Annotated in this window: 14 protein-coding genes; 4 read left to right on the top strand and 10 right to left on the bottom strand. The window is 70.4% G+C overall.

All coding sequences use genetic code 11. The features are described from left to right. Window positions 1–55 precede the first annotated feature (55 nt). Window positions 56–3,817, top strand: coding sequence for a proline dehydrogenase family protein (locus IFU30_RS17330; RefSeq protein WP_192006361.1), 3,762 nt, complete (start codon window positions 56–58; stop codon window positions 3,815–3,817). Window positions 3,818–3,827: 10 nt separating this feature from the next. Here IFU30_RS17330 and IFU30_RS17325 read toward each other — a convergent pair whose 3' ends face one another. Both IFU30_RS17325 and IFU30_RS17320 read right to left on the bottom strand, forming a co-directional pair. Next, window positions 3,828–4,178 carry a GntR family transcriptional regulator gene (locus IFU30_RS17325; protein ID WP_192006359.1) on the bottom strand — a complete coding sequence of 117 codons (351 nt, stop codon included), beginning with the start codon at window positions 4,176–4,178 and terminating at the stop codon, window positions 3,828–3,830. An 89-nt stretch (window positions 4,179–4,267) separates the two neighbouring features. Further along, window positions 4,268–4,705: an Lrp/AsnC family transcriptional regulator gene (locus tag IFU30_RS17320; protein ID WP_079706386.1), complete on the bottom strand. Its 438-nt coding sequence runs from the start codon at window positions 4,703–4,705 to the stop codon at window positions 4,268–4,270. Window positions 4,706–4,867: 162 nt separating this feature from the next. Here IFU30_RS17320 and ddaH point away from each other — a divergent pair, with 162 nt between their 5' ends. The 3 genes from ddaH to IFU30_RS17305 all read left to right on the top strand — a co-directional run bounded on the left by ddaH (window position 4,868) and on the right by IFU30_RS17305 (window position 6,959). Continuing rightward, a complete protein-coding gene (gene ddaH, locus IFU30_RS17315) occupies window positions 4,868–5,749 on the top strand; it encodes a dimethylargininase (RefSeq protein WP_342450890.1) in 882 nt (293 codons plus the stop codon). 103 nt (window positions 5,750–5,852) lie between these two features. After that, window positions 5,853–6,086 carry a hypothetical protein gene (locus tag IFU30_RS17310; RefSeq protein WP_079706387.1) on the top strand — a complete coding sequence of 78 codons (234 nt, stop codon included), beginning with the start codon at window positions 5,853–5,855 and terminating at the stop codon, window positions 6,084–6,086. Window positions 6,087–6,200: 114 nt separating this feature from the next. After that, window positions 6,201–6,959 (top strand): polyprenol monophosphomannose synthase, encoded by a 759-nt coding sequence (locus IFU30_RS17305; RefSeq protein WP_138945531.1) that lies wholly within the window; start codon window positions 6,201–6,203, stop codon window positions 6,957–6,959. A gap of 31 nt (window positions 6,960–6,990) precedes the next feature. Here the strand turns inward: IFU30_RS17305 and IFU30_RS17300 are convergent, their stop codons facing one another. From IFU30_RS17300 to IFU30_RS17265, 8 genes are all read right to left on the bottom strand, one after another. After that, on the bottom strand, window positions 6,991–7,659 hold the full coding sequence (locus IFU30_RS17300; protein WP_192006355.1) for an NAD(P)H-binding protein: 669 nt from the start codon (window positions 7,657–7,659) through the stop codon (window positions 6,991–6,993). A gap of 141 nt (window positions 7,660–7,800) precedes the next feature. Beyond that, window positions 7,801–9,141, bottom strand: a complete 1,341-nt coding sequence (locus tag IFU30_RS17295) for an alpha-hydroxy acid oxidase (RefSeq protein WP_192006353.1) — start codon at window positions 9,139–9,141, stop codon at window positions 7,801–7,803. Further along, entirely contained in the window at window positions 9,134–9,970 is an 837-nt protein-coding gene (locus IFU30_RS17290) for a FadR/GntR family transcriptional regulator (protein ID WP_192006351.1), read from the bottom strand. The genes IFU30_RS17295 and IFU30_RS17290 overlap by 8 nt, the downstream gene beginning before the upstream one ends. A 121-nt stretch (window positions 9,971–10,091) precedes the next feature. Next, window positions 10,092–11,024 (bottom strand): 2-hydroxyacid dehydrogenase, encoded by a 933-nt coding sequence (locus IFU30_RS17285; protein WP_192006349.1) that lies wholly within the window; start codon window positions 11,022–11,024, stop codon window positions 10,092–10,094. A 9-nt stretch (window positions 11,025–11,033) separates the two neighbouring features. After that, entirely contained in the window at window positions 11,034–12,497 is a 1,464-nt protein-coding gene (locus tag IFU30_RS17280) for a rhamnulokinase (RefSeq protein WP_192006347.1), read from the bottom strand. After that, on the bottom strand, window positions 12,494–14,533 hold the full coding sequence (locus IFU30_RS17275) for a bifunctional aldolase/short-chain dehydrogenase (protein WP_192006345.1): 2,040 nt from the start codon (window positions 14,531–14,533) through the stop codon (window positions 12,494–12,496). The genes IFU30_RS17280 and IFU30_RS17275 overlap by 4 nt, the downstream gene beginning before the upstream one ends. A gap of 178 nt (window positions 14,534–14,711) precedes the next feature. Continuing rightward, entirely contained in the window at window positions 14,712–15,470 is a 759-nt protein-coding gene (locus tag IFU30_RS17270) for a DeoR/GlpR family DNA-binding transcription regulator (protein WP_192006343.1), read from the bottom strand. Between the two features lie 198 nt (window positions 15,471–15,668). Further along, entirely contained in the window at window positions 15,669–16,259 is a 591-nt protein-coding gene (locus IFU30_RS17265) for a TetR/AcrR family transcriptional regulator (RefSeq protein ID WP_192006491.1), read from the bottom strand. Between the last annotated feature and the right edge of the window lie 110 nt (window positions 16,260–16,369).

Raw genomic sequence — 16,369 nt, 5'->3', positions numbered from 1 at the left:
CGTGTACTCGCGAGCCTCAACTGGGATCGGCGGATCGGAGCATAGGCTGAGCAGCATGGCGAACGTTGCGAACGAGGGTCCCACCGAACCGGTCGGACTCGCGGATCGCGCGATCGCCCTCGCGTCGAAATGGGTCGACGAAGGGGCGGAAGCTCCGACCGATCCCGCTGCCGAGCGGCTCGCCGGCGTGCTGCGCGATCCCAACGGTCTCGAATTCACCGTCGGGTTCGTCGACGGCGTCATGCGCCCGGAGGACCCGCTCGTCGCCGGGAACGCCCTCGCCGCCCTCGCCGGTCGGACGCCGCGGTTCCTGCCCTGGTACGAGCAGGCCGCCGTCCGCACGGGCGGTCTGGTCGGCCCGGTCCTGCCCTGGGTCGTCGTCCCCGCCGCACGCCGCGTCCTCCGGGGCATGGTCGGGCACCTCATCGTCGACAGCCGTCCTCGTGAGCTCGGTAATGCGATCGCGAAGCTGCGCGCCGACGGTTCCCGACTCAACCTGAACCTCCTCGGGGAGGCCGTCCTCGGCGAGGGTGAGGCGGCCAAGCGGCTCGCCGGCACCCGCGAGCTCCTGCAGCGCCCCGACGTCGACTACGTGTCCATCAAGGTCTCGTCGATCGCCAGCCAACTCTCCATGTGGTCGTTCGAGCAGGTCGTCGACCGCATCGTCCGTCGCCTCGTGCCGCTCTACGAGGAGGGGCTCGCGACCGGCACCTTCATCAACCTCGACATGGAGGAGTACCGCGACCTCGACCTCACCATCGCGGTCTTCACCCGACTCCTCGACCAGCCGCAGCTGCTGCAGTACCAGGCCGGCATCGTCATCCAGGCCTACCTGCCCGACGCCCTCGAGGCGATGATGCAGCTCACCGCCTGGTCGAAGCAGCGCGTGGCCGCCGGTGGCGCGCCCATCAAGGTGCGGCTGGTGAAAGGCGCGAACCTCGCGATGGAGCGGGTCGACGCGGCGATCCACGGCTGGCCGCTCGCGACGACCGGATCGAAGCGCGAGACCGACACCAACTACAAGCGCGTGCTCGACTGGGCGCTCACGCCGGCGCACACGGACGTCGTGCGGGTCGGGGTCGCCGGGCACAACCTCTTCGACATCGCCTACGCATGGCTCCTCGCGGGCGACCGCGGTGTCCGCGAGCGGGTGGACTTCGAGATGCTGCTGGGGATGGCGACCGGTCAGGTCGAAGCCATCAAGCGGGACGTCGGGACGGTGCTGCTGTACACGCCCGTCGTGAACCCGAAGGAGTTCGACGTCGCGATCTCCTACCTCGTCCGCCGTCTGGAGGAGAACGCCAGCGAGGAGAACTTCATGTCGGCGGTGTTCGAGCTCGCCGAGAAGCCGACCCTGTTCGCGCGCGAGCGACGCCGGTTCCTCGCGTCGGTCGACGCCCTCGGAGAGACCGTCGGGCAGGTGCCCACCCCCAACCGGACGCAGGACCGCGCCGCGGAGGGCCCGGAGGCACCGCTGCCTGACAACGACGGGGACGACCGCTTCCGCGATCCCGCACAGGCGCCCGACGCGGGACTCACGCAGCAGGTCCTCGGGCTGGAACGCGGATCGAGCGGTGGCGATGACCGCTTCCACGCCGATCCGTCCTCGGCGTACGTCGAGACGGCGGTCTTCTCCCGTTCGGAGCGCGGTGGTGTCGTCGACGGCGCCCCGGGCTTCGAGAACGCCGCCGACACCGACCCCTCGCTCGCGGCGAACCGGGTGTGGGGAGCGTCGATCCTGGCGCGCGTCCCGCAGTCGACCCTCGGTGGCGCAGCGGTCGCGGCCGCGGCCATCGACGACCCACGCGTCCTCGAACGCACGATCACGATGGTCCGCGCCGCCGGTGAGCGATGGGGAGCCCGCCCCGCCGCCGAACGGGCCGCCGTCCTGCACGCTGCAGCTCGGGTGCTCGCCTCCCGTCGGGCAGACCTCATCGAGGTCATGGCGAGCGAGACCGGCAAGACGATCGCCGAGGCCGATCCCGAGGTGAGCGAGGCCGTCGACTTCGCGCACTACTACGCGGCCAACGCGCCCCTGCTCGAGAGTGTGCACGGCGCGAGCTTCGTCCCCTCCGCGCTCACGGTCGTGACGCCGCCCTGGAACTTCCCCGTCGCCATCCCGGCCGGAGGCGTCCTCGCGGCGCTCGCCGCCGGCAGCGGCGTGATCATCAAGCCCGCTCCACAGGCGAAGCGGTGCGCAGCCGTGGTCGTCGAGGCACTGTGGGACGCCGGGGTGCCGCGCGACCTCCTCGTGCTCGCCGATGTGGCGGAGGGCGACCTCGGACGTCGGCTCGTGTCCCATCCGGCCGTCGACCGGGTGATCCTGACCGGCTCCTTCGAAACGGCGCAGCTGTTCCGTGGGTGGCGTGCCGACCTGCCGCTGCTGGCGGAGACGAGCGGGAAGAACGCGATCATCGTCACGCCCAGTGCCGACCTCGACCTCGCCGTCGCCGACATCGTGAAGAGCGCCTTCGGGCACGCCGGGCAGAAGTGCTCGGCCGCGTCGCTCGTGATCCTCGTCGGTTCGGTGGCACGATCGGACCGCTTCCTGCGACAGCTCGAGGACGCCGTCCGCTCGCTCCGGGTCGGCTGGCCGTCCGATGCGCGGACGCAGATGGGGCCGATCGTCGAGCCGGCGGGGGAGAAGCTCCTCGCCGGGCTGACCGAGTTGCGCCTCGGCGAGAAGTGGCTCGTCGAGCCGAAACTGCTCGACGACTCCTCGGTCAACTTCGGCCAGCCGAGCGAGCGCCTCTGGTCGCCGGGGGTGCGCACCGGTGTCCAGCCGGGCTCGCCCTTCCACGTGACCGAGTACTTCGGACCGGTCCTCGGCATTATGCAGGCCGCGAACCTCACCGAGGCGATCGCCCTGCAGAACGCGACCCCCTACGGACTGACCGCGGGCCTTCACACCCTCGACCCGGTCGATCTCGGGGAATGGCTCGACACCGTCGAGGCGGGCAACCTGTACGTCAACCGGGGCATCACCGGTGCGATCGTGCAGCGCCAGCCCTTCGGCGGGTGGAAGCGCTCGTCGGTCGGGACCGGCACGAAGGCCGGCGGCCCCAACTACCTGTTCGGGCTCGGCGAGTGGCGACCGGATCCGGGATCGGCGAGCCGCAGCCTGCACCTCCGCGGGCTCGACACCCGCATCGTGAAGCTCATCGAGGCGGCCCAGCCGTCGCTCACCTACGAGGCCTTCGACGTGCTGCGACGGTCGGCGCTCAGTGACGCGATCGCGTGGGGGAACGAGTTCGGCGAGGTGAAGGACGTCTCGCAGCTCGGCGTGGAACGGAACCTCCTGCGCTACCGGCCGGTTCCGGTCGCGGTACGCGTCGCGTCGGGGGCCGACCTGGGCGATGCGCTGCGGGTCCTCATCGCCGCGGTGCGGTCGCGGTCGCGGTTCACCGTCAGCCTCGGTGGGCGGCTGCCGCGCGAGGTCCGCGACTGGTTGTCCGAGCTGAGCATCCCCGTCTCGCTGGAGACCGACGACCAGTGGCTGACCCGGATGGCGGCCCGCGGGTCGATCGACACGGGCGAGCTGGGCCAGGAGCCGCCGGTCGCGACCCGGGTACGGATCGTCGGTCCGCGTCCCGAGACGGTCGCGGAGGCGGAACCCGGAACGGAGGCCTCCGAGCCTGAGCCGCTCGCGAAGCGACTCGCAGAGGCGCTCGGCGGCGACCCCGAGATCGCGATCTGGGCGGGACCGGTCACGCAGGCCGGACGGGTGGAGCTGCTGCCCTTCCTCCGCGAACAGGCGATCTCGATCACCGCGCATCGCTTCGGCAACCCCGACCCCTGGTCCCAGAGCGTCATCTGAGCCCGGCGGCTCAGGCGCGGAGCGCGGCCTCCACGAGCGCCACGGCGTCCTTCGGCGAGACACCGAGGTCTCGGATGCGGTCAGCGTAGGCCGCCGCTGCCAGCTGCGCCTGCCGGTCGATCGCGTCGCCGTGCGCTGACACGAACGTCCCCGCGCGTCCCCGGGTCTCGATGACCCCGTCGGTCTCGAGCAGCCGGTACGCCTTGGCGACGGTGTTCGGTGCGATCCCCAGCTCGTCGGCCAGCCCGCGCACCGTCGGGAGCTTCGCCCCGGTCGCCAGTTGTCCGTCGCGGACGGCCTCGATCACCTGCGTCCGCAGCTGCTCGAACACACTGGTCCCCGCCTGAATCGTCCACTCCATCCGCCCATCCTGCCCGCGAACGGTCACGAATGGCGACTTCAAACGAGCCGCACTGTGCGTTGGTGACAGTTCGCGGGCCGGGGGAGGGGTCAGTCGATGTGGCGGTGGATGAGGCGGGTGAGGACGATCGCACTGCGGGTGTGGTCGACGTTGGGGGCGATCCGCACCTTCTCCAGGGCGTCCTCGAGGGCTGGGATGTTCCTGGCCCGCATGTGCACGATGGCGTCGGCGCTCCCGGTGACGGTGCCGGCGTCGACGACCTCCGGCACGCCCGACAGGATCCGCAGCAGCTCGTTGGGGGACACGGTGCCGCGGCAGAAGAGTTCGACGTAGGCTTCTGTCTGCATGCCGTCGACCGTGGGGTCGACCTGGATCGTGAACGACTGGATGACCCCGTCGGCGACGAGGCGGTCGACGCGTCGCTTCACCGCTGAGGCCGACAAGCCCACGACCGTGCCGATGTCGCCGTAGCCGGCGCGTGAGTTCTGTCGGAGCAGGTCGATGATGCCGCGGTCGAGGTTGTCCATGAGACTCAGTGTAAGCGCAATCATTGCGCGAGAAGCTGTCACTTCGCAGCATTCCTGCGCCAAACTCCGTGAAAACGCTGCGAATCGCATGCGATGATGAACGTGGCGTGCCCCCGGGCCCCTGGACCTCGTCCGCCGACCCTCGCTCGTTTGGAGGCCGACGTGTCGTCGACGCTCAACCACCCCACCCCCACCCCGCAGGACGCCACGACCGGCACCCGCGTCGCGAACCGGCGCCGGTACCTCATGTGCCGGCCGGACCGCTTCACCGTCAGCTACCGGATCAACCCCTGGATGAACCCGGACGACCCGACCGACACCTCGCTCGCTGTGTCGCAGTGGGAACAGCTGCACCAGGCCTACCTCGATCTCGGCCACCGGATCGACCTCATCGACCCGCTCGACGGCCTGCCGGACATGGTGTTCGCGGCGAACGGCGGCTTCACGCTCGACGGTATCGCCTACGGGGCGAAGTTCACCTACGAGGAGCGCATCCCCGAGGGGCCGGCCTACATGGACTGGTTCGAGGCGAACGGCTTCCGCGTCGAGCGCCCCGAGTTCGTGAACGAGGGCGAGGGAGACATCATGCTCGTAGGCGACACCATCCTCGCCGGGACCGGCTTCCGCACCGATCCCCGCAGCCACGACGAGGTGCGTCGGATCTTCGACCGCGAGGTCGTGACCCTCAACCTCGTGAACCCGAGTTTCTACCACCTCGACACCGCGATCGCCGTGCTCGACCCGGTGGCTCCCGCCGACGGCTCACCCGCGAACATCGCCTACCTGCCGACCGCGTTCGACGAGGCGAGCAACCGCATCCTCGAGCAGCGCTACCCCGACGCGATCCACGTGAGCACCGAGGACGCAGCCGTCCTGGGCCTCAACTCGATCTCGAACGGTCGCGAGGTCGTCATCGCCGCCCGCGCCGTCGGGTTCGAGCGTCAACTGCGCGAGCGCGGCTACACGCCGATCGGCGTCGACCTGTCCGAGCTGCTCCTCGGCGGTGGCGGCGTGAAGTGCTGCACGCTGGAGCTGCGCGGGTAGCCCTTCGACGAGCTCAGGGGCCGGGGTCGGTGTCGAGGGGTTGCGGGTGCCAGTGGGGCGGCGTATACCTGCACTGACCGCTTGAACCTGAGGAAGGGCACCCATGGACGCCGGAGAACGACGTGACCACGAACGCGCCAACGCAGGGCGCTCCGGCACCCTGAGCGATGCGACGGGGTTCTGGGTCGTGATCGCCTTCGCCCTGTTCGCCGGCGGCATGTGGGCGTTCGGCGAGGCGTTCCGCACGGACGTCCTGCAGGCCGTCTGGTTCATGGGTGGCATCCTCATGATCGCGCTCGCCATCTTCATCCCGGCGCACTTCGCCAGCAACAACTGACCCCCAGCCGGACGTTCGCCGACCGTTTCCTGAGCGTCCGGCCGTCCGGTCCGAGGCCGCCGATACGGTCCTGTTCAGCGCGCTACGCTGGCTGAGCAGACACGAGGACGGCACATGGATTCCACGGTGGTCATCATTCCCACCTACAACGAACGCGAGAACCTGGAGAGGATCGTCGCGCGCGTCCGTGTCGCCGCACCATCCGTCGAGGTGCTCGTGGTCGACGACAACTCACCCGACGGCACCGGAGCGATCGCCGACCGGCTCGCCGCCGAGGACGACGCGGTGCACGTGTTGCATCGCACCGGCAAGGAAGGGCTCGGCGCCGCCTACAAGGCCGGCTTCGCCTGGGCGCTCGGGCGCGGATTCGGCAACGTGGTCGAGATGGACGCCGACGGATCCCATGCCCCCGAGCAGTTGCCGGCGCTCCTCGCGGCCACCGCGGAGGCGGACGTCGTCCTCGGGTCGCGCTGGGTCCCGGGCGGCACCGTCGTCAACTGGCCCAAGCATCGCGAGGCCATCTCGCGGGTCGGCAGTGCCTACGCCCGGTTCGCGCTCCGGCTCCCCGCCCGCGACGTGACCGGCGGCTACCGTGTGTTCAGCGCTGACGCACTGCGGCGGCTGCAGCTCGACGAGGTCCACAGCCACGGCTACGGCTTCCAGGTCGACATGCTCTGGCACGCGAACCGCGCCGGTCTGCGGATCGTCGAAGTGCCGATCACCTTCACCGAGCGGACGCTCGGGGCCTCCAAGATGACGAGCGGCATCGTCGTCGAAGCCATGCTCCGCGTCACCTGGTGGGGCGTCTGCGAACTGACGGACCGCATCATCGGGCGTCGTCCTGCAGCGTCACGGGCGGCCGCCGGCTCCTGATTCGAGGCGGCGCCCGTCGGCGGGCGCCCCATCAGCTGCGGCGCGGCCCCGAGGAGATGACCGGAGCCGAGCCGATGAGGTCCTCGTCGTCGACCGCGTCGACGAGGAACGCGGCGACGTCGCAGCGAGGGATCCGGAGCGAGCTCGGCCAGCTTCCCGGCGGTGACGACACGACCGGGCGTCGGGCGTCGCTGGCCGAGAGCACGGTCGGGTGCACGATGGTCCAGTCGAGCTCCGAGCGGCGGAGGAACGCGTCCGCCTGCTCGTGATCGGCGTAGACGGTGCCGAGTCGGAGGAAGTGCGTCGCCCACCGCAGGCCGGCGGGGACGCTCCGGACCGACTCGCCGGCACCGAGCGCGGAGAGGAGGACGATTCGACGGAGGCCACGCGAGCGCATCGCATCCGTCGCGACCCGGACGGCGTTCGAGATGAGGTCGGGAGGGCTGACCTGGCGTGCCCACGGCCAGTCGGACGAACCGATGTTGCTGAGGGCGATGATCACGGCCTGCACGCCACGCATGGCCTCTTCGACGTCCTCGCTCCGCAGGGGAGACCCCTGGACGACCGTCAGGCGGTCGCCGGGGACGACGGCGGCGGGGTCTCGGACGAGCGCGGTGACCGAGTGGCCGCTGCGGAGAGCCTCGCTGATGATGAGTCGCCCGGTGCGGCCGCTCCCACCGATCACGAGGAGCTGTGCCACCGTCGCCTCCAGATCGTCGAACACCGGCCCGACGGCGCAAGTGCTGCGACCGTCGGGACGGTTCCATCGTTCCCGAAGGAGCGATAGAGGACATCGGGGACAACCCGTGGAGTGCGGCGGTGACCGCGTTCGGTCGGGAGGTCAGGCCTTCGCGGCCGCCGGCTTCCGGGCCGGAGCCTTCCGAGCGGTCGGTGCCGCGGGCTTCGCGGTGGCCGGCCGGCCGGCGCTCAGCGACGACTGCTCCGGCATCGGCTGCAGCGTCGTGAACCGCGACAGCTGGGTCACGTGGTGCGGCTGCAGCTCCTCGAGCGACGCGACACCCAGCAGCTTCATCGTGCGCACGATCTCGCCCGAGAGGATCTGGATCGCGCGGTCGACGCCCTCGCGCCCGCCGGCCATGAGCCCGTAGAGGTACGCGCGGCCGATGAAGGTGAAGCGCGCACCGAGCGCGACGGACGCCACGATGTCGGCGCCGTTCATGATGCCGGTGTCGAGGTGCACCTCGGCGTCCTTGCCCACCTCGCGCACGACGCTCGGCAGGAGGTGGAACGGGATCGGCGCGCGGTCGAGCTGGCGGCCGCCGTGGTTGGAGAGCTGGACGGCGTCCGCACCGAGGTCGACGGCGAGCTTCGCATCGGCGACCGACTGGACGCCCTTGACGATGAGCTTGCCCTTCCACTGCTCGCGGATGTACTTGACCTCGTCAGGACCGACGGTCGGGTCGAACATCGTGTCGATGAGCGCCGCGACGGTTCCCGACCAGCGGTCGAGGCTCGCGAAGGCCAACGGCTCCGTGGTGAGGAAGTTGATCCACCATGCCGGGCGGGGGAGCGCGTCCACGATGGTCTTCGGGGTGAGCGACGGCGGGATCGTCATGCCGTTGCGGACGTCGCGCAGGCGGGCGCCGCCGACGGGGGTGTCGACCGTCACGACGAGGGTGTCGTAGCCGGCTGCTGCCGCGCGGTCGACGAGCGCCATCGACCGCTCGCGCTCGCTCCACATGTAGAGCTGGAACCAGTTGCGGCCACCGGGTGCCGCCGCCTTGACGTCCTCGATCGAGGTCGTGCCCATGGTCGACAGGGTGAAGGGGATGCCCGCGGCCGCTGCGGCGGAGGCTCCCGCGCGCTCGCCCTCGGTCTGCATCATGCGGGTGAAGCCGGTGGGAGCGATGCCGAAGGGGAACGCGACGCGCTCGCCGAGGACGTCCCAGCCGGTGTCGACGTTCGCGACGTTCTTCAGGACGGCCGGGTGGAACTCGATGTCCTGGAACGCCTGCCGTGCCCGGGCCAGCGAGATCTCGCCCTCGGCGGCGCCGTCGGTGTAGTCGAAGGGCGCCGTCGGCGTGACCTTCTTCGCGATCGTGCGCAGGTCGCTGATGGTGGTGGCGGCCGCCAGGCGTCGCCGACGGGCGTTGAACTCCGGCTTCTTGAACTGCATGAGCGGCAGGAGGTCGTGGGGCTTGGGGATGCGGCGTTCAACCATGGTCTGTCTCTTCTTTCCGCGAACTGTCGCTTGAGGTGGGTGTCGAGGGGTGCGGACTGTCGTCTTCTGACAGTTCGCGAGCCTGGTAGTAGTTGGTGATGTGGGAGCGGACGGACTGGCGGGCCAGCTCGGCGTCGGCGTGGCGGATCGCCTCCACGATGCCCCGGTGCTCGGCGCGCAGGCGGTCGGCGGTGGCTGACCACGACGCCAGTTGTGGGACACCGGCCAGGACGTAGCGCTCGATGGAGTCGCGGAGGCCCGACATCGTGGCGACGAGGACCTGGTTGCCCTCCGCCTCGGCGAGCGACAGGTGGAACTGCGCGTCGAGGGCGAGGAACTCGGCCTCCGTGAGGGTGGGCTGGTCCATCGCGTCGAGCAGGGACTCGGGGTGCGTGAGATCGGGGACGGCCGCTTCGGCACGCGACGCCAGACTGTGGACGACCGCGGTCTCGATCACGAGCCTGGTGTCGACCACGTCCTGGACGGCGAAGCCCTGCGCGGCGACCTGGAGCCGCATGAGGGTGGCCATGCCACCGGACGGCGTGGCGACGATGATCGCGCCGGCGGTGGGGCCGGATCCCGTGTGGGTGCGGATGAGCCCCAGGACCTCGAGGACGCGGATCGCCTCGCGGACACTGGACCGACCGACGCCGAGGTCGATCGCGAGCTGACGTTCGCCGGGCAGGCGGTCGCCGGGGGTGAGGACACCGCTGAGGAGGTCCGACTCGATGCGGGCGAGCACGACCTCCCAGGCCCTGGGCTCCGCCGCTGCGGTGGCGGGCTGCGTCGCCGTGGCCGCTGCCGGCGCGGCCGTCGCTGGTGCGTTCATCGATCCTCCTTCGACACTGCGGTGTGGTCAGACCACAAACCCTACCTCTTGAACCGATTCAACGCGAGCCCCAACCACAGATTTTTCTGCGCTGGGACATCGACGGACGTCGACGCCCGTCTCAGGTGCGGAGGACGATGTTCTCCGGCTCCTCGTCGGCCAACAGGTGTTCGATCTGTCGACGCAGGAGACGCGCCATCCGCGGCAGCATGGCGCTCGTCGCGCCCCCGATGTGCGGGGAGACGAGCACGTTCGGCAAAGACCAGAGCGGGTGGTCGGCGGGCAGCGGTTCAGGGTCGGTCACGTCGAGCGCGAGTCGGATGCGACCGCTCGTCGCGTGCTCCACGAGTGCGTGGGTGTCGGCGACCGGGCCGCGGGCGACGTTCACGACGAGGGCGTCGTCGGGCAGAGCCGCCAGGAAGTCGTCTCCGATCAAGCCGCGGGTGCCGTCGGTGAGCGGGACGACGACGATGACGATCTCAGCGTGCGGCAGGAGTCCGGGCAGTTCGTCGATGCCGTGGATCGGCCCCCGCTCGTCCTCCCGCGCGCTCGACGCGACCCGGGTGACCTCGACCTCGAACGGGAGCAGCCGCTCCTCGATGGCCGCACCGACCCCGCCGTACCCGATGAGGAGCACGCGGCGGTCGGCGAGGCTCGGGCGCTGGCTCTGCAGCCACTCGCCCGTCCGCTCGGCGCGCACGAAGTCCGGGATGCCCCGCTGCGAGGCGAGGATGAGTCCCACCGTGAGCTCCGCGGTCGAGGCCTCGTGCACGGTCGCCGCGTTGGCGAGGGTGATGCCGGCCGGGAGGAGGTCCGCGAGGCCGTCGTAGCCGATCGACTGCACCTGGACGAGCTTCGGCGTCACCGCGGCGACGTTCGCGAGCGGCTTGTTCGAGCCGAGGTAGACGGGCACGACGAGGTCGATGTGCTCGACCGGCGGTTCGGTGCGCAGATCCCATTCGACGAACTCGACGCCCTCGGGGAGGGGGCCTTGCGACAGCACCTCCTCGCGCAGGTCGGCGGGCAGGCTGACGATGAGTGGAGAAGCGGTCATGCTGCGACGCTACCGGCTGACGGACGTGGAGCCGGCAGGCTTGCGCGGCTCGTAGTGGGTCGGCTCGAAGGAACGGGCGACGAGGGCGCGCAGGGTCTCGAGGTCGCCGTCGATGATCCCCACCGCCCTGGCCTGGACGAGGACGTTCCCCAACGCCGTCGCTTCGACCGGGCCGGCGATGACGGGGATCCCCGCTCGGTCGGCCGTCAGCTGGCACAGGAGCGTGTTCTGCGATCCGCCGCCGACGACGTGGATCGCGCGCACCTGGACCCCGGACAGCTCGGAGGCCGTGTGGACCGCATCCGCGAACGCCTGCGCCAGGCTCTCGATGATGCACCGGACGAACTCGGCACGGGACTGCGGGACCGCCCGCCCGTGCTCGATGAGGAACTCGGCGATGCGCGCCGGCAGGTCGCCGGGGGCGAGGAACCGGGGGTCGTTCGCATCGAACACCGAGACGGGTGCGTCGACCGCGGCGGCCTGGGCGATGAGCCCGGGCAGGTCGATCGTCTCGCCACCGCGCTCCCAGGTGCGCACCGATTCGCTCAGGAGCCAGAGTCCCATCACGTTGTGCAGGAAGCGGGTGCGTCCGTCGACGCCGCCCTCGTTCGTGAAGTTCGCCGCTCGACTCGCCTCGGTGAGGACCGGGCGTTCGAGCTCGACCCCGACGAGTCCCCAGGTGCCGCACGAGATGTAGGCGGCGTCCGGGGTCGTCATCGGGACGGCGACGACCGCCGAGGCCGTGTCGTGTGAACCGATGGCAGTGACGGGTGTGGACGAGGGCAGGCCGACCTCGGCGGCGACCGCTTCGAGGAGCGTCCCGATGCGATCGCCCGGCTGGACGATGGGCGGGAGGACGGCCGCCGGGATGCCGAGTCGGGTGAGGAGTCCGGCGTCCCACCTGGTCGGTTCGCCGGCGCGGACGAGGCCGGTGGTCGACGCGTTGGTGGCCTCGGCGACGCGGGCACCGGTCAGCCAGTGCGCGATGAGGTCGGGCACCAGGAGCGCGGTGTCGGCGACGTCGAGCATGCCGGCGTCGCGCTCGGTCGCGAGCTGGTAGACGGTGTTGAACGGCAGGAACTGCAGGCCGTTCACGCGGTAGAGGTCGGCGAAGGGGACCGTTCCGTGGACCGCCTCGACGCCTGCCGCCGTCCGTTCGTCGCGGTAGTGGAACGGTGCGCCGAGGAGGCGCCCCTGCCGGAGGAGGCCGTAGTCGACCGCCCACGAGTCGATGCCGATGCTCGCGAGGTGTGGCTCCTGCTTCGCTGCGCCCGACAGCCCCGCGATGATCGAGCGGTACAGCTCGAGGATGTTCCAGTGCAGGCCGTCCGGCGTGCGGACGGGCGTGTTCGGGAACCGGGCGACCGGCACGAGGCGCAGCTCGCCGGGGCCGACGTGGCCGAGCATGACCCGCCCGCTCGTGGCCCCGAGGTCGACCGCCGCGACGGTGCCGCTCCGGCCTGCCGCACTCATCGCAGGAAGGCTGCGGCCACGCCCGCGTCGACGGGGATGTGCAGTCCGGTCGTGTGGCTGAAGTCGCTCGTGCAGATCGCGAAGACCGCGTTCGCGACGTTCTCGGGGACGACCTCGCGCTTGAGGATGGTGCGCTGCGCGTAGAACTTGCCGAGGTCCTGCTCGTCGATGCCGTACGTCTTCGCGCGGTTCGCGCCCCAGCCCGAGGCGAAGATGCCGGAGCCGCGGACGACGCCGTCGGGGTTGATGCCGTTCACCTTCACACCGTACTCGCCGAGCTCTGCCGCGAGGAGGCGGACCTGGTGGGCCTGGTCGGCCTTCGTCGCGGAGTAGGCGATGTTGTTCGGGCCGGCGAACACGGAGTTCTTCGACGAGATGTAGACGATGTCGCCGCCGAGCTTCTGGTCGATGAGCACGCGTGCGGCGGCCTTCGAGACGAGGAACGAGCCCTTCGCCATGACGTTGTGCTGGAGGTCCCAGTCGGCCTCGGTGGTCTCGAGGAGCGACTTCGACAGCGAGAGGCCCGCGTTGTTGACGACGAGGTCGAGTCCACCGAAGGCGATGACGGTCTCGTCGATCGCGGCTTGGACAGCGGCTTCGTTCGAGACGTCGGCGGCGATCCCGATGGCGACGTCGGTGTTGCCGAGCTCGGCCGCCGCCGCCTGCGCCTTCTCCAGCGAGAGGTCGGCGATCGCGACGACCGCGCCCTCCGCGACGAGACGCGTGGCGATGGCCTTGCCGATGCCGGATGCGGCACCGGTGACGAGCGCGATCCGGGTCGCGAGCGGCTTCGGCTTCGGCATCCGTTGCAGCTTCGCCTCCTCGAGTGCCCAGTACTCGATCGCGAACTTCTCGGCCTCGTCGATCGGCGCGTACGTGGAGAGTCCCTCGGCCCCTCGCATGACGTTGATGGCGTTGACGTAGAACTCGCCGGCGACGCGGGCGGTCTGCTTGTCCTTGCCGAAGCTGAACATGCCGACGCCGGGGACGAGGACGATGAGGGGGTCGGCGCCGCGGATCGCCGGGCTGTCGGCCGTGGCGTGGCGGTCGTAGTAGGCCTGGTAGTCCTCGCGGTAGGCCTCGTGCAGGGTGCCGAGGCGCTCGATGACCTCCTCGACGCTCGCCGTGGCGGGCAGGTCGACCGTGAGTGGCTTCACCTTGGTGCGGAGGAAGTGGTCGGGGCAGCTCGTGCCCAGTGCGGTGAGACGCGGGTGCTCCGCCGAGGCCAGGAAGTCGAGGACCTCGGGGCTGTCGGTGAAGTGGCCGACGACGGGGCGGTCGGCGGAGGCGAGCCCGCGGATGGTGGGCGCGAGGGCCGCCGCCTTCGCACGACGCTCGGCCTCGGGCAGGGCTGCGTAGCCGTCGAGCGGCGGACCGAAGGGCTCGGGGCGGGAGTTCGTCTCGATGTAGGCGGCCGCGGTGTCGATGATCCACAGCGAGTTCGCCTCGGCCTCGTCGGAGGTGTCGCCCCAGGCGGTGATGCCGTGCCCGCCGAGGATGGTTCCGATGGCCTGCGGGTTGTCGGCCTTGATGGCAGCGATGTCGAGGCCGAGCTGGAAGCCGGGGCGACGCCACGGGACCCACACGACCTTGTCGCCGAAGATCTTCGCGGTGAGTTCGGGGCCGTCGGCGGCGGTCGCGATGGCGATGCCGGAGTCGGGGTGCAGGTGGTCGACGTGGGCCGCGTCGACGAGGCCGTGCATGGCGGTGTCGATCGACGGGGCCGCGCCACCCTTGCCGTGCAGGGTGTAGTCGAAGGCGGCGACCATCTCGTCCTCGCGGTCGAGGCCGGGGTAGACGTCCTGCAGGGCGCGCATGCGGTCGAGGCGGAGGACCGCGAGACCCTCGGGCTTCAGCGTGCCGAGGTCGCCGCCGGAGCCCTTGACCCAGAGGAGCTCGACCGGCTCGCCCGTGACGGGGTCGATCTCGGTGCCCTTGGCCGAGGTGTTGCCGCCGGCGTAGTTGGTGTTCTTCGGGTCGCTCCCGAGGCGGTTGCTGCGGGCGATGAGCTCGGCAGCGGTTGGGTTCACGGACATTCGCACTCCTTCGTCGGGGCACGTCCGTGCCCGGTGTTCAATCGTGTTAAGTATGACAAGAAGTCACAGATGTCGCAATGGCCGATGTCCCGATCTCAGGAGAACCTCGGCGCGTTGCGGTCGGCGCGGAGCGACGCGCGCGGTGACTCCTGAGAACGGGACGTGCGGGGCCTGGTGCTCAGAGGAGTTCGACGGCGTCGCGGTAGGCGTCGAGCGCGGGGTCGGCGGGGTCGAGTTCCGTGACGAGGAGGTCGATGTCCGCCAGGGCGAAGCCGACCGCCATCGCGCGCTGCCCCAGCTTCGAGGACGCGGCGACGAGGATCGTCTCGTCGGAGGCTCGGGCGAACGCCTGCTTGACCTGCGCTTCTTCGAGGGTGACCTCCGAGCTGCCGACGGTCGGGTCGATGGCGGCGGCCGACAGGAAGAAGCGCCGGTAGAGCACCGACGACGCCGCTTGGCAGGCGATGGGGCCGATGAAGCTATCGGTCCGCGACTCGGCTTGGCCGCCGACGAGGATCGCGGTGACCTCGCGGTTCGCGCCGGCGAGGAGGAAGTTCGGGTAGGAGTTGGTCGCCACCGTGAGGGTCGACTCGCCGAGCAGTCGACTGATGCCGCCGGCCGTGCTGGAGGCGTCGATCGCGATCGCGCCGTCCGTCGGGATGAGCGACCGGAGCTTCTCGACGATGGCGCCCTTCTCGCGGACACCCGTCGCGGACCGTTCGGTGAAGGTCCTCGGTCGCAGGGTCGGGATCGCCCCGCCGCGGACGCGCCGAACCAGGCCGAGCTGCTCGAGGTCGGCGAGGTCGCGTCGCACGGTCATCGAGGACACGTCGAGCTCCGCAGCCGCGTCGTCGAGGCGGATGCTGCCGTCGCGTTCGAGGATCGCCGTCAGTCGGGTCCGTCGTTCCTCGGCGCCGAGCGTGCCGGTCGTGGCCATGCCGCCCCCTGTCCATCGGTGTCGGACGTGTCCGTTCGTGTCCGTCTCAACAGGATGTCACAGCGGGGGAGGGCATCGGTCTGGTTCACAATTCAGGAGGCGTCCGGCGCGTTGGTCGAGCGACGCGGCGTGGCGTGCGCGACGGGCCGCGAGCGTCCTGAGTTACGGACCGCCGTGCATCACGAGCGCACGGGTGATTCAGGAGGCGGCGTCGATGAGCGTCTCGGCGGCGCGACGAGCGTGCAACGCGGCCTCGGGGGAGCCGGTGATGGCGGCGGTGGTCTGGGCGCCCTCGGCGAGGATCGCGAGCTGGGGGGCGAGCGATGCCGGAGCGCCGGCGTCGGCGACGAGGTCGGCGACGTAGTCCTGGAAGGACGCCTTGTGTTCGCGGGTGATGGTGGCGACCGCCGGCGAGACGCCCCCGAGCTCCCCGAAGGCGTTGATGAACCCGCAGCCGCGGAACGAGTCGTCACTGAACCAGCCGGCCAGGTAGTCGTAGATCGCGAGGAGTCGGTCGCGGGGCGTCTCGGCGTCGTCCACGAGCGCGCTGACGCCGGAGGTCCAGAGCTCGTGTCGGCGCTCCATGACCGCGAGGACGATGTCCTCCTTGCTCGGGAACGCCGAGTACAGGCGCTTCAACGACACGCCGGCCGCCGAACGCAGTTCGTCCATGCCGACGGACTGGATGCCCTTCGCGTAGTACAGGCGGTCGGCGGCGTCGACGATGATGTCGCGCACGGAGGCCGGTGTCGCGGGTGCGGCCGCCGGGCTCGGCGACGCGATCGTCATCGTCTGTTCGCTGGTCATTCCATCAGTGTACTTGCATTGAGAACGATCGTTCCCTATGCTGATGAACACCGAAGAGAACGATCGTTCTCAAATCGGGGCGTGGAACCGGG

The organism is Plantibacter sp. CFBP 8798 (assembly GCF_014841195.1).
Classification (GTDB): Bacteria; Actinomycetota; Actinomycetes; order Actinomycetales; family Microbacteriaceae; genus Plantibacter; species Plantibacter auratus.
This window is presented reverse-complemented; position numbering and strand designations above follow the sequence as displayed.

Coding starts and splice junctions, on each gene's coding strand:
- IFU30_RS17275 (WP_192006345.1), bottom strand. CDS start 14,533: ATGTCCGTGAACCCAACCGCTGCCGAGCTCATCGCCCGCAGCAACCGC.
- IFU30_RS17270 (WP_192006343.1), bottom strand. CDS start 15,470: ATGGCCACGACCGGCACGCTCGGCGCCGAGGAACGACGGACCCGACTG.
- IFU30_RS17325 (WP_192006359.1), bottom strand. CDS start 4,178: ATGGAGTGGACGATTCAGGCGGGGACCAGTGTGTTCGAGCAGCTGCGG.
- IFU30_RS17320 (WP_079706386.1), bottom strand. CDS start 4,705: ATGGACAACCTCGACCGCGGCATCATCGACCTGCTCCGACAGAACTCA.
- IFU30_RS17310 (WP_079706387.1), top strand. CDS start 5,853: ATGGACGCCGGAGAACGACGTGACCACGAACGCGCCAACGCAGGGCGC.
- IFU30_RS17295 (WP_192006353.1), bottom strand. CDS start 9,141: ATGGTTGAACGCCGCATCCCCAAGCCCCACGACCTCCTGCCGCTCATG.
- IFU30_RS17330 (WP_192006361.1), top strand. CDS start 56: ATGGCGAACGTTGCGAACGAGGGTCCCACCGAACCGGTCGGACTCGCG.
- IFU30_RS17285 (WP_192006349.1), bottom strand. CDS start 11,024: ATGACCGCTTCTCCACTCATCGTCAGCCTGCCCGCCGACCTGCGCGAG.
- IFU30_RS17265 (WP_192006491.1), bottom strand. CDS start 16,259: ATGACGATCGCGTCGCCGAGCCCGGCGGCCGCACCCGCGACACCGGCC.
- IFU30_RS17290 (WP_192006351.1), bottom strand. CDS start 9,970: ATGAACGCACCAGCGACGGCCGCGCCGGCAGCGGCCACGGCGACGCAG.
- IFU30_RS17280 (WP_192006347.1), bottom strand. CDS start 12,497: ATGAGTGCGGCAGGCCGGAGCGGCACCGTCGCGGCGGTCGACCTCGGG.
- IFU30_RS17305 (WP_138945531.1), top strand. CDS start 6,201: ATGGATTCCACGGTGGTCATCATTCCCACCTACAACGAACGCGAGAAC.